Here is a 12358-nt window from a genome sequence, read left to right as displayed (position 1 = left end):
CGTCTGTCGGTAGCGTGGAGAGGCCTGACGACCGACCGCGGGTACGGCAGCCGAGCAAGCTCGGCTGTACAAGAGAAGGGGTGCCTTGGCTCCTGTAGAGCGGAGCTCGCTCCGCTGCACTGCATTTGGTCCAGCTGGGCACCGTCGCCGACACGGTCGGACGCTGAACGGATTTGCGGCTGTGTAGCTCCGAAGCTCAATCCAAGCGCAAATCGCCGCAATTGGCCTTGAGCATGTTGCAGAACAACGCACCCTGGGCAACGGCGTCGTCGACGGCCACATGCGTATGTGGCAGCGGGTCGAACCAGTCCGCTGGCATATGCTGCTTGCTGCTCTGCCGGTAAGGTTTCTTCAGCAGCGCCATCGCATAGGTCTTGATGTCCAGCGCCGAATGACTGAACGGGCTGCGCCCGGCAAAGCGCATCAGGTACCAGTAGACGAACATGAAATCGAAAGCGGCCGGATAGCCGACGAACACCGGTTTGCCGGGCAGCGATTCCAGCCAGGCCAGATAGCGCGCCATCACCTGATCGGGTGCTTCGGGCGACTGACGACAGGCGGCCCAGGCCTCTGGCTGGCCCTGCCACCAGACCATGGTGTCCGGATGGCCGCAGGCGCCGGGTAGCGTCTGCAGATTGGCGCTGAAGCTGCCGAGCAGCTGCTTGTCGGCCGTGTAAGCGGCCGACCCGAGACTCAACATGGAGTGCGGTCCCGGAATGGGGCCGTCGGTTTCGACATCGGTACTGACATAGATTTCGGGCATGGGCTAGTTACTGTTTGGGCGTTTGCCTGTGGGAGCGGACTTTGTCCGCGACGGTCTGAAGATCATAGGGCTGTATCGAGGGCAGGGCGCCGGGCGCCTCGTGTGCCTGGATTGTGGCTCAATCAAGATCTGCTGACGCGAAGGATCCGGCCTGCTTGAACCGGTGCACGCCGTCGTGCCTAGCCCGTTGTGCCACGCAGCGGCTCAGCGGGGCGCTGTCGCGTCACCGCCCGGAGAGCGCTTCGCGCACTTCGGGCTACGAAAAGCCGCTCTGCGCCAGTCTCGTGAATCCAGAAACTCACGATGCGGGCGCATGGAAAGGAGCGGAGCGACGACGCAATCCAGGGTAGCGCCGCACACCCCTGGATTGCTTCGCTACGCTCGCAATGACGCCGGGGGTTCAAGGCCCGTACGCAGTGTCGGGCCGACACAGGTGACTCTCCATGAACCCATATCGCAAGTCGTTGATTTTCTTTGTCCACCTGTAGGAGCGCCCTTGCGGCGCGACCGCTGCGGCGGACCTGCGGCTTGCCGGTCGCGACGCGAGGTCGCTCCTACAGGCGGGTTTGTGCTGCAGGCCCGTGCGCAGTTTCGGGCCGACACAGGTGCCTCGCAATGACGCAATCATGAGAGCATCTCCCGTGCCCCGTGCCCCGTGCCCCGTCCCAACCCAGCAACCCACAACCGACAACCAAGATGCTCCCCGCCGCCCTCGCCTACTTCGCCATCGTCTTCGCCGTCGGTTTCGCTTGTGGTCCGATCCGGGTGATGTGGCTGGAACCCAATTTCGGCGCCACGACCGCGGTGCTGATGGAAATGCCGATCCTGCTGATGGCGATGATGTTCGCCGCCCGCTTCGTGCCACGACGCCTGGCGCTGCCGGCGACGGCAGTCATGCATCTGGGCATGGGCCTGATGGCCCTGGGCCTGGTGCTGCTCGCGGACCTCGGCGTCGGCCTGTGGGTGCGCGGCCAGTCGCTGGCCGAGATCGGCGCCTATTTCCTGAGCACGCCCGGACGCATCTACGGTGCCAGCCTGCTGCTGTTCGGGTTGATGCCGGTGCTGGTGAATGGGCGCAGGCGTCGGTCAGGCGTGGTCGCGCCGTAGAGGCCTCGAGGAGGGATGAGCACTGCGCGGCGCCGGTTCGAGTTCTTGTAGGTCCAGACTTGTCTGGACGCTCCTGGTCGGGTGGAGAAGCGTCCAGACAACCCTGGACGTACAACAGCGCAGAAGCCCGGCCGGTTCTGATTGACGTTTTGCCTTTGACGTCTTGCCGCGCCCCGCGTCACGATATCTGCTGCGCGGCCAAGATGACCTACCGCGCCTCCAGATACGCCTCCAGCTCCACCAGGTCCGCTGGTAGCGGCGCCTGCACGCGCTGCGCCGGCACGTCCAGCACGGCCGGAACTTCCACCGCGGCTGCATGCAGTGCCAAGCGGCTGATTGGCAACTGATCGTAGGGCGCTTTCAGGGTTGCCATGCCGTACAGCGCGTCCTGCAGGATGGGGCAATCGCGACTGCGCAGATGCACCCGGATCTGATGCTGGCGGCCGGTACGCGGTTGGCAGCGCAGGCGGCCAATCCAGGCGTGATCGAGGCGCCAGCGCTGTTCCAGCGCGTAGTCGGTGCGGGCTTGAAGGGCGCCGGCCTCGCCTCTGGCAGCCGGGCGCATCTTGCCCTTGCGGGCCGTGTGCAGCGGCACCTCGATACGACCCTGCTCCGGGTCGGGCACGCCCAGTGTCCAGGCCAGATAACTCTTGCCGACCTTGCCATGCTGAAAAGCCAGATTCAGGGCCCGATGGGCATCGGCGTCGCGGGCGAAGATCATCACGCCGCTGGTGTCGCGATCCAGTCGGTGCACTACCCACAGCGGGCAGCCGAGTTGGGTCTGCAACCGATGCCGCAAGGATTGCTCGGGGCTTTCATCGCGGGCCGGAATGGCGGCGATGCCCGCTGGCTTGTTGACCACCAGCCAGCGGGCGTTATCGGCCAGCAGCGGCAGCCGCTGATCAGCGTCCATCGGACAGCTCGGTCAACCAGTCACGCGGTCGCAGATAGTCGTTCAAGCGTGCTTCCGCGCTGCCTTCGGGCGGCTGATAGCCATACTCGAAGCGCACTTCCGGCGGCAACGACATCAGGATCGACTCGGTGCGCCCACCCGATTGCAGCCCGAACAGCGTGCCGCGGTCCCAGACCAGGTTGAACTCGACGTAGCGACCGCGCCGATAGCGCTGAAAATCGCGCTCGCGCTGGCCGTAGGGCGTGTTTTTGCGGCGCTCGACCAGTGGCAGGTAGGCCTGCTCGAAGCCGCGGCCGACCGCCCGCATCAGCTCGAAACAGGGCTCGAATCCCGGTTCGGACAGATCGTCATAGAACAGGCCGCCGACGCCGCGGGTTTCGCCGCGGTGCTTGAGATAGAAATAGTCGTCGCACCAGCGCTTGTAGCGCGGATACAGGTCCTTGCCGAAAGGATCGCAGACCGCCCGGGCCACCTCGTGCCAATGGCGCACGTCCTCGTCGAAGGGGTAGTAGGGCGTGAGGTCGAAGCCGCCGCCGAACCACCACACCGGATCGGGTCCGGTGGTGCTGAACAGGCGCACGTTCAGATGCGTGGTCGGCACATAGGGATTGCGCGGATGGAACACCAGCGACACGCCCATCGCATGAAAGCCGCGGCCGGCCAGCTCCGGTCTATGGGCGGTGGCACTGGCCGGCATGCGCGCGCCCTGGACGTCGGAAAATCCGATACCGGCCTGCTCGAACACCGCGCCGCCCTTGAGCACGCGGGTGCGCCCGCCACCGCCTTCGGCACGCTGCCAGCTGTCCTCGGCAAAGCGTGTCGTTGGTTCCAGGGCCTCGACCGAGGCGCAGATCTGATCCTGCAGACCCAGGAGGTAGGCACGTACGCGTTCGATATCCATGCTTTGCATCGGGCTGAACTGGGGCTGCGTATGATAGGCCGCTCGACTGCAAAGCCACCGAATCGAATGACCGAATCTCGCAAAGCCCATCCGCGCTGGTTGGTGGACCTGGCACCCGAGCCCATGAAGGACGCTTTCGCGGCCTGGCATCTGGGCGTCCGTGGCGGTGGCGCCTCCAGTTTTGAGCTGCCGATGCCGGCCCTGCACAGTGTCTGCGAGTCCTGGCACAGCAGGGGACGGCTGCGTGGCGGTCAGATCGGCGCCGCCCATTTTGCTGGCGATGATGATCTGATGCTGGGCGAGCTGGTGCTGTCCGAGCGCGATTTTGGCGGCATTGGCACCACCACCCACGAGGCCTACCGGCGCCTGCTCGACTACGTGCAGGGCTCCGGCTTTCCCTATGTGCTGCGGATCTGGAGCTACTTCTCCCGCATCAACGAGGGTCAGGGCGACAACGAGCGCTACCGGCAGTTCTGCGTCGGTCGCCAGCTGGCGCTGGAGCGGGCCCGCTTCGAAGCTGACCCGGCCGCGACCGTGATCGGCCTGCCCGATCGCTCCTCGCATCTGCGCCTGCTGTGGCTGGCCTCGAAGACGCCGGGGCAGATGATCGACAATCCACGCCAGACCTTGCCGCGCAACTACCCGCCCGAATACGGTCCGGAGCCGCCGCGCTTTTCACGTGGGGCGCTGTGGAAAAGCCAACGCGGCGGCGTGTTGTTGATCTCCGGCACCGCCAGCGTGGTCGGCCACAGCTCGCGCCACATCGGTCGGCTGGACAAACAGCTGGAAGAAACCCGGCGCAATCTGGAAAGCCTGCTGGAAGTGGCCAACAGCACCTGGGACACCGACAGCCGATTCGGCTCGGGCACCGTGCTGCGCGCCTATGTGCGCGAGGAAGAGCACTTTTTCGAAACCGAGACCTTCCTGCGCGAGAACTTCCCCGGCGCTGCCTTTGCCGTGCTCCAGGGCGAGGTCTGCCGCAGCGATCTGTTGTGCGAGATCGAGGGCGTGCATCATTTCTGAATCAGGTGCCTCGCCTTGACGCAATAACTGCGGACGCCATCAGCCTGGAAAATGCTCTTTTGCCTTGCGCCTTTTGCGTCCCTCGCCGATGGTGATTATCTTCGTGAGCTTCGTCGGGTAGCGATCGCCGACGAGAATTCCAACCACGCGAGGCAATGCCCCCATGACCCTGGATCCGAGCTATCCCGATGACGACCGTTGCCGTGCCGTGTTCAATACGGTCGAGGCCCTGATCGAGCGCCGTTATGGCATTCCGGTGGTGATCAGCGACGTCATCGATCCCTACACCGGCGATCTCGATGGCGCCGAGATCCAGATCGATCATGATCTGGACGCGGAAGAAGCCCTGTTCATCCTGGTGCACCTGTTCGGGCACACGGTGCAGTGGAATCTGTCAGAGCGCGGACGCACGCTGGGCGTGCAGCAGCCCGATCCGAATCTGTCGGCCGAGCGCATGGCCGAGCTCTATCAGTACGAGCGCGAGGCCGCAGAGCTCAGCCTGACGCTGTTTCATCAGGCCGGCGTACACGATTTCGACCAGTGGCTGGCCGATTTCTTTCACTGCGACTGGGCCTATCTGGTGCATTTCTACAAGACCGCCGAGAAGCGCCCGTTCAAGAGCTTCTGGCAGGTGGGCACCGAGTTGCTCGAACCCAAGCCCATCCCGGAATTCACGCCTACCGTGTGGCGTGCGCGCTGGGATGGCGTGGTGGTCTGACCGCGCGTCCGCAGATGCTGCGATCCTGAACCACTCTGCGGCCTGACCCGTGGTTCAGGCCGAGCGGTCAAAATGCCCGATCAGCCTTCGACGCCAGACAGCGTCGATGCCCGATCGAGGGCGACCATGAAGATCGTGATGCCGAGTGACAATATCCAACGCATGTTCCATCTCCTGCTGCAGGGGCGCATCCCGGTCTGAGCGCCGGGTTATTGCAATGACAGCAAAGAATGATCGCAGTTCGCTGACTGCAGTATGACGAAAATTTAACAACATCGGCCAGAACCCGGGCAGAAGATGGTTGCTGGTTGCTGGTTGCTGGTTGCTGGTTGCTGGTTGCTGGTTGCTGGTTGCTGGTTGCCAGTTGTCAGCGGCATTCTGTGGGAGCGGCTTCAGCCGCGATTGCAAAGGCGTCGCGGCTGAAGCCGCTCCCACAGCTCATTCCGACACCGATACCAGCCACCAGCACCGATCAGCGAATCTCCCGCAGCAGGCGGAAGCCGCGATCCGGGGCGGCGCTGTCTTCGTCCTCGCTGCTGGTCGTGCCTTCAATGCTGCTGTCGCGCCAGCCGCTGCCAGCCACATAACGGCCAATACATACGCGGCCACTGGAATCGCGTTCCTTGCCCTGCAGGAAGCGCCCGAAATTGCCCAGTGCCTGCCGTACCTTGCCGATCTCCTTGAACTCGCAGCTCGCGGTCCATTCGCGCACATTGCCGCTGAGATCCGATGGCCATTCGGGTGCGGCGGCAAATTGTCCGCTGGGAGCGGTGTTGGGGAAGCGGTCGCCGCAGGTGGCGTTCTCACCGCGCAGATTGGCGCAGTCGCCGTCGCGCGCGACTGCCGCCAGCTCGCGCCATTCCTGCAGCGTGGGCAGCCGATAGACCCGCCCGGCCTGCTCGCTCATCCAGGCGGCGTAGGCGCGGGCGTCGGCAAAACTCACGCACACCACTGGATCGTTGCCGCTCTGCGGGAATCCGGGGTCGCGCCAGGACAGACTGCGCCCGCCGTCACGGCAGCTCGCCGCCTTGTGCCCGGTGGCATCGGCAAAACGCAGATAGTCCGCGCGGGTGATCTCGAAGCGGGACACAGCGATCGGGCCCGCGAAAGACGCCAGGCGCCCAGCCGGAACCAGCAGCAGCTCGGGGCCGGCACCATCGCGGAAAGGCTCGCCGCGGGCCGGGAAGCGCGACACCAGCTGCACCAGTTCGGCGAACTCGGCCGAAGGTGCTGGCAGCATCTGCGCCATCGCCAGCTGGCTGCCGGCCTCGGCCCGATCGCGCGCCGTGCGCGCCCGCTCCAGTGCCGGCCGGAAGCGCGCTTCCAGTGCCGACACCACGGTCTGCACCGGCGGCAGGGCATCGGCATGGCTGTTGCTGACCAGCGCCGCCCAGCGCGGAAGCCGGTCGATCAGCTGGGCATCGTCGCTGGTGATCAGATCGCCACTGGCGCGATCCAGCAGGCTGTCGCGCAGATCCAGCGCTCGGCTGTCCACCGGTTCCTGCATGAACATCGGCGCCAGCAAGGCGTCGGCGCTGTCGGCGCTACCATCAAACCAGCGTCTCTGCTCGATCGCCGCGGTGATCGCCGCCGCCTCCGCGCTCCCTGCGCCGGCCAGGGACGTGCCCGCCGCAGTCGCTGGGGCTTCGGCGCGGGTGCCGAACCAGGCGGCTGCGGCAGCAGCCAACACCAGAATCGCAATGATCGAGACCAGCGGCAGGGCCGGGCGCCGATTCCGGGGCCTGACTGCTACTTGCGGACGCAATTGCGCCAGCGCCTGGGCCATGGTCTCGGCATCGGCGTAGCGATCCTGCGGCCGCTTGGCCAGCGCCGAATCGAAGAAGGTCTGCCAATGCGCCAGCGCCGGCGGCAGCCGCGGGATCGGGTCCTGCTGATGCCTGAGGGCCACGGCCAGAAAATCGTCGGCATCAAACGGGGCATGGCCGGTCAGCAACTGGTAGGCCAGGCAGCCCACGCTGTAGAGATCGCTGCGGCCGTCGACGACTTCGCCGCGCGCCTGTTCCGGGCTCATGGTCAGCGAACTGCCGACGGTGCGCCCGTGGGTGGTCAGGCGATGATTGCTCTTGACCTTGAGGGCCACACCGAAATCGGCCAGCAAGGGATTGCCGCGACCGTCAAACAGCACATTGGCTGGCTTGACGTCCCGATGCACCACGCCCTTGGCGTGGGCATGACCGAGCGCGCTCAGGATGGCGGCCAGGATCCGCTTGACCTCGTCCTCGGGCATCGGCCGCGGGCGGCGTTCCAGATCTCCGTGAGCGAGCAGCGGCATGATGTAGCAGGCGTTGCCGTCGGCCGTGCGGGTGACTTCGAAGATGGCGACAATATTGGGATGGTCCAGCGCCGCAATCAGCTGTGCCTCCTGTTCGAAGCGCTGGTTCAGCTCAGGCGCGTCGCGTCCCACCGCGCGCAGCACCTTGATCGCGACCGGCCGATCGAGCGCCAGTTGCCGGCCCCGATACACGGTCGCCATGCCGCCAGAGCCCAGTGCCTCTTCAACCGCATAACCCGGCACTCGGGGAAGATCGGAATCTTGGTCGGTCATGGATCTCTGGAACCGTTCCGCGTGTACGCACCCCGGGGTGTCGATTGCCCAAGCATAGGCGCCATGACGGGGTCAGGGCGAACCCGTACTTCGATGCTTCACGCGATCTGATATCGCTGCCGTTACAATATGCTGATGAGTTCATTGTTGCGCCTCTTGCTGACTGCCCTGGCTCTGCTGCTCGCCGCAACGGCGCCGGCAGCCACCATCTACAAATGCCGCCAGGCTGGTGGGGTGGTCAGCTATCAGGACAATCCCTGCCCGGGCCGACAGATTGGCGTGTTGCGCACGCCGACCACTGCAGCAGCCGCGCGCGCGCCAGCATCCGCTCCGGCCAAGGCCACGCCCGACGCGCCGAGACCGACGCCCACGGCGCGGGCACCGCGACCGTCCTTCAAATGTGTGCGTCCCGACGGCAGCCACTATTTCACCGGCAATGCACGACCGGCGCGGATGCTCGTCGATGCCTCCAACACCATGGCCAAACGGGTCGCTGGCGCGCCCGCGGCACCGCCCGGCAAGGCCTGGGCCGAAGACCAGTGTGCCAGCAGCACCCGTGCGGAGAGCTGCCAGTACTATCAGGAACAGATCGCGGCCAACGATGCCCGCGAGGCCGCGGCCAAGGGCACCGATGCCGCACGTCTGAAGCGCGAAGGGCAACGTCTGCGGGCGATCCGCAACCATCGCTGCAATTGAATCCGGGCCGGAAGCCGCCACGCTGCGGCCTGCCTCCGGATCCCTGGCGACGCCCGCAGAGCTGGGCGCTCGCCAATTCAGCACCCGCCACTCCCTGCACAGGAGCCGAATATGGATCGTTTGATCGAAGTCTTCTCCAACTTGCCCTGGGCCAGCCAGATCGCGGCCTGGAGCCTACGCCTGACCACCGCCCTGCTGGTTCTGCTGCTGGGACTGTGGATCGTGCGCCTGGCTGCCAATGCGCTGGCGCGACTGATGACCCGCATGAATGTCGACCCCATGCTGCGCGACTTCCTGAGCAGTGTGCTCAAGGGCGTACTCACCGTGCTGGTGCTGGCCGGCGCGCTGGATTCGCTTGGTGTACCGATGACCTCGATCCTTGCGGCCCTCGGTGCCGCCGGTCTGGCGATCGCTCTGGCCCTGCGCGACTCGCTGGCCAATCTGGCCGCCGGCGTCACCCTGATCCTGCTGAAGCCATTCCGGGTGGGTGATGTCATCGAGATCGCCGGTCAGAAAGGCAAGGTCGAGGGCATGCGCCTGATGCATACGGTGCTGGTAACACCGGACAACTGCGAGCTGGTACTGCCGAACTCGCACGTGGCGAGCGAGCCGATCACCAACTTCACCCGGCGCGACACCCGCCGTATTGATCTGGTGATCGGTATTGCCTATGAGGACGACATCGGCAAGGCCTTCAGCGTCATCGACCGGGTGCTCAAGGCCGAATCCCGGGTGCTGGCCGAGCCCGAGCCGATGCTGCTGGTCGATCAGCTCGGGGAGAGCAGTGTCGATCTGGCCATACGGCCCTGGGTGGCGACTCCGGACTTGCTGGCCACCCGCGCCAGCTTGCTGCGTCAGATCAAGGAAGAACTCGGCGCCGCCGGCATCGACATTCCCTTCCCGCAGCGGGTGCTGCATGTGGTCAAGGACACGGCCGCACAGGCGTAGGGCCGGGACGGGGCAGGGGGCACGGGGAAAGGGGCACGGGAGATGCCCGCGAGTCCGAGGGTCTCACCGCCAGCCATCCTCCCTGGCCCGACATGGCACGTGAGTCAAGAATCTGAGAAGCCCGCGGTTGTGGGTCCAGACTTGTCTGGACGCTCTCTGCTTGCTGCTGGAGAAGCGTCCAGACAAGTCTGGACCGACAGGAACTCGAAGCCCATAGCTTTTCCCGTGCCGCGTGCCCCGTGCCCCGTTATCCCGTTACCCCGGCAAGGGGATGTACTCATCCTCGCCGGGCACCCGGGGAAAGCGCTGCTCGCGCCAGTCGGCCTTGGCCTGTTCGATGCGCTCCGGCCGGGATGAGACAAAATTCCACCACAGCCGACGAGCTTCGGTCAGCGGCGGGCCACCCAGCCAGGCCAGCAGGGTGTCTTCCTCGGCCCGGACTGTCAGGTCCTGCTGCTCGGGCAGAATCTGCAGCGTCCCCGCAGGAATCAGCTTTCCGTCCATCCGCAGGCCGCCACGAACCACGTACAAGGCCTGCTGCATGGGCGTCGCCGGCAGCCGCAGTTCGGCACCGCGGTCCAGGGTTCCTGCCAGGTAGAACAGCTCGCTCAGGATCCGTACTGGTGAGCGCCGACCCAATGCCTCGCCGGCAATCAGTTGCAAGCTCAGGCCGGGGCTTCGATCCGCGGCAGAGCGGACGCCGGGTAGTGATCGAAAGCGGGCGCACTTTCCTCGTGGTCCAGCGGCAGTGCCACCCAGGCCTGCAGCCCGTGCAGCGGACCACCGCTGGCACGCAGCTCATCGGGTGAACGCTCGGAGTGGACGATGCCGCGACCGGCATTCATCCAGTTGACGTCACCCGGACGGATCTCCTGCACCGAACCCAGGCTGTCGCGATGCATCAGTGCGCCTTCAAACAGGAAGGTGACCGTGGCCAGGCCGATGTGCGGATGCGGGCGCACATCGATGCCCTGCCCCGGCGCGAATTGTGCCGGGCCCATGTGATCGAGAAACACGAAGGGCCCACGCTGCGCTGCGATCGATGTGGCAGCAATCGGGCGACTTCAAAGCCGCCCAGATCCTTGCGCAGTCCGGTGATGCTGACGGGCTCGTTCATGGGCTCAAACTCCGACCAATGGGCAATGTACATCCGCTCGAACTCTGGCAGTATCGCCGCGTTCTCGGGTCGATTCGACCCCGGGCGCGCCCGCGATAGCCAACAGGGAACAGCGCGCAAGGAAGCGCACGCGTCGGCTCAATCGACCAGTTCCTCGTCCTGCAGACGACCGTTGACGAAGATCAGCCGGCGCGCGAACTTGTTCGATCCGAAGTCGTAGATCCACTCCTCGATCTCGATCTCGATGGCCACCGCCTCGTTGATCGCGTTCTGTCGGTACACGGTGCGGTAGTAGCGGCTCTCGTCGTCGGGATTGCCGCAGCGCTTGCGGACTTCGTAGCGCGACATCCCCTGCAGCACCAGCTGATTGCCGCAACGCATGGCCTGCGCGGGCCAGGGGTAGAGGCTCAGGGCAACGGTCAGCGACAGCAGCAGGCGGATACGCATCAGTGGACTCCTGAGTGAGTGCAAGGGCCGCTGCGACCGGGGATGAATTATCCGGGGGCAGCGGAACGGGCCCGGATCAATGCTGCCAGCACGTCTGGCGCGTAGTCGAAGGAATCGTAGTACAGCCGATCATCCGGCAGACCAGCGGCGACGAAATCGCGGCGGCCGGCCTCGATCATCGGTGGTGGCCCGCTCATGTAGATATCGAAACGCGAGAGGTCCGGAAAATCCTTGAGTACGGCCTCATGGACCGGACCGGATCGGTATTGGTTCCGCTCCAGCGCGCTGGCTTCGCTCAACACCGGCGTGTAGCGCACATTGCTGTGGCTGTCCTGCCACTGCCGGCACAGCGATTCCAGGTACAGATCCTCGACATGGCGCGCTCCCCAGTAGATGTGCAGCGCGCGATGGGTGTGGCGCTCGATCAGGTGTTCGACGATGGCCTTGATCGGGGCAAATCCGGTGCCGCCGGCCATCAGCAGGATCGGCCGGTCGCCACCCTCACGCGGCACGAAAGTGCCGAGCGGCGCCTCGATGCGCAGCACCTGCCCCAGACGCAGCTCGTCGAACACGAACTGAGTGAAGCCGCCGCCGCTGACCCGCCGTATGTGCAGATCCAGGGTGTCGCCTTGATGCGGCGCATTGGCGATCGAGAAAGCCCGACGCTTGCCCTCGGGCAGCAGGATGTCCAGATACTGACCGGGCAAGTAGTTGAAGGCTTCGCGCCGGGCCGGCAGCAGTTTCAGTTCCATGACGTCGTCGCAGAGCCGATGTTTGGCCGCCACCTTGACCGCCAGCTGGCGGATCGGAATGCCGGCGACGGCATCCACCTCGCGGATGGCGATGGTCAGATCGCTGCTGGCCACGGCCTGACACAGCAGCACCTGGCCATCGGCCTGCTCGGCCGCGCTGAGGGCGCTCGGTGGATTGTAGGGGTAGGTCACTTCACCGCTGACCAGTCGACCCTTGCAGCTGCCACAGCTGCCGGAAAGACAGCTGTAGGGCAAAGCCAGGCCGGCTCGGCGGGCGGCAGCCAGCACGGTGTCACCCGCTCCCACGCGAAAGGACTTGCCGCTGCCGGCCAGTTGCACCAGGTGCTCTGCATTCATCGGGCTTTCCTTGCTCATGGCCCGAGTATCGCCCTTCGAGTCTGCAGAGG

12 protein-coding genes and 1 pseudogene are annotated in these 12358 nt (G+C 65.4%); 5 read left to right on the top strand and 8 right to left on the bottom strand.

All coding sequences use genetic code 11. The features are described from left to right. Positions 1 to 196: 196 nt before the first annotated feature. On the bottom strand, positions 197 to 763 hold the full coding sequence (locus H7A19_16015) for an exonuclease (GenBank protein ID MCP5476335.1): 567 nt from the start codon (positions 761 to 763) through the stop codon (positions 197 to 199). A gap of 696 nt (positions 764 to 1459) precedes the next feature. Here H7A19_16015 and H7A19_16010 point away from each other — a divergent pair. Then, positions 1460 to 1870, top strand: coding sequence for a hypothetical protein (locus H7A19_16010; protein ID MCP5476334.1), 411 nt, complete (start codon positions 1460 to 1462; stop codon positions 1868 to 1870). A gap of 208 nt (positions 1871 to 2078) precedes the next feature. On the opposite strand, the gene H7A19_16005 is transcribed toward H7A19_16010, so the two are convergent. After that, positions 2079 to 2783: an RNA pseudouridine synthase gene (locus H7A19_16005; GenBank protein ID MCP5476333.1), complete on the bottom strand. Its 705-nt coding sequence runs from the start codon at positions 2781 to 2783 to the stop codon at positions 2079 to 2081. Then, positions 2773 to 3693, bottom strand: coding sequence for an oxygen-dependent coproporphyrinogen oxidase (hemF, locus tag H7A19_16000; protein ID MCP5476332.1), 921 nt, complete (start codon positions 3691 to 3693; stop codon positions 2773 to 2775). The genes H7A19_16005 and hemF overlap by 11 nt, the downstream gene beginning before the upstream one ends. Positions 3694 to 3750: 57 nt before the next feature. Between hemF and H7A19_15995 the strand changes: the two genes are divergently transcribed. Continuing rightward, positions 3751 to 4707: a pteridine-dependent deoxygenase gene (locus H7A19_15995; protein MCP5476331.1), complete on the top strand. Its 957-nt coding sequence runs from the start codon at positions 3751 to 3753 to the stop codon at positions 4705 to 4707. A gap of 163 nt (positions 4708 to 4870) precedes the next feature. Then, a complete protein-coding gene (locus H7A19_15990; GenBank protein ID MCP5476330.1) occupies positions 4871 to 5425 on the top strand; it encodes a hypothetical protein in 555 nt (184 codons plus the stop codon). A 54-nt stretch (positions 5426 to 5479) separates the two neighbouring features. On the opposite strand, the gene H7A19_15985 is transcribed toward H7A19_15990, so the two are convergent. Both H7A19_15985 and H7A19_15980 read right to left on the bottom strand, forming a co-directional pair. Continuing rightward, positions 5480 to 5860 carry a hypothetical protein gene (locus H7A19_15985; protein ID MCP5476329.1) on the bottom strand — a complete coding sequence of 127 codons (381 nt, stop codon included), beginning with the start codon at positions 5858 to 5860 and terminating at the stop codon, positions 5480 to 5482. A 37-nt stretch (positions 5861 to 5897) separates the two neighbouring features. Next, positions 5898 to 7991: an SUMF1/EgtB/PvdO family nonheme iron enzyme gene (locus H7A19_15980; GenBank protein ID MCP5476328.1), complete on the bottom strand. Its 2094-nt coding sequence runs from the start codon at positions 7989 to 7991 to the stop codon at positions 5898 to 5900. 135 nt (positions 7992 to 8126) lie between these two features. Between H7A19_15980 and H7A19_15975 the strand changes: the two genes are divergently transcribed. Both H7A19_15975 and H7A19_15970 read left to right on the top strand, forming a co-directional pair. Next, complete coding sequence (locus tag H7A19_15975; GenBank protein MCP5476327.1) at positions 8127 to 8687, top strand: DUF4124 domain-containing protein; 561 nt, start codon at positions 8127 to 8129, stop codon at positions 8685 to 8687. A 111-nt stretch (positions 8688 to 8798) separates the two neighbouring features. Further along, a complete protein-coding gene (locus H7A19_15970) occupies positions 8799 to 9635 on the top strand; it encodes a mechanosensitive ion channel family protein (protein MCP5476326.1) in 837 nt (278 codons plus the stop codon). Positions 9636 to 9890: 255 nt separating this feature from the next. Here H7A19_15970 and H7A19_15965 read toward each other — a convergent pair. From H7A19_15965 to H7A19_15955, 3 genes and pseudogenes are all read right to left on the bottom strand, one after another. Further along, positions 9891 to 10752, bottom strand: a pseudogene (locus H7A19_15965) (pirin family protein). A 138-nt stretch (positions 10753 to 10890) separates the two neighbouring features. Beyond that, the gene (locus H7A19_15960) at positions 10891 to 11199 is read right to left on the bottom strand and encodes a DUF2845 domain-containing protein (GenBank protein ID MCP5476325.1); all 309 of its coding nucleotides are present in this window, start codon (positions 11197 to 11199) and stop codon (positions 10891 to 10893) included. 47 nt (positions 11200 to 11246) lie between these two features. Next, positions 11247 to 12308 (bottom strand): 2Fe-2S iron-sulfur cluster binding domain-containing protein, encoded by a 1062-nt coding sequence (locus H7A19_15955; protein MCP5476324.1) that lies wholly within the window; start codon positions 12306 to 12308, stop codon positions 11247 to 11249. Positions 12309 to 12358: the final 50 nt, after the last annotated feature.

It is taken from the genome of Rhodanobacteraceae bacterium (assembly GCA_024234055.1).
Lineage (GTDB): Bacteria > Pseudomonadota > Gammaproteobacteria > Xanthomonadales > SZUA-5 > JADKFD01.
The sequence above is the reverse complement of the archived record's forward strand: the minus strand, read 5'-3'. Positions and strand labels throughout refer to the sequence as shown.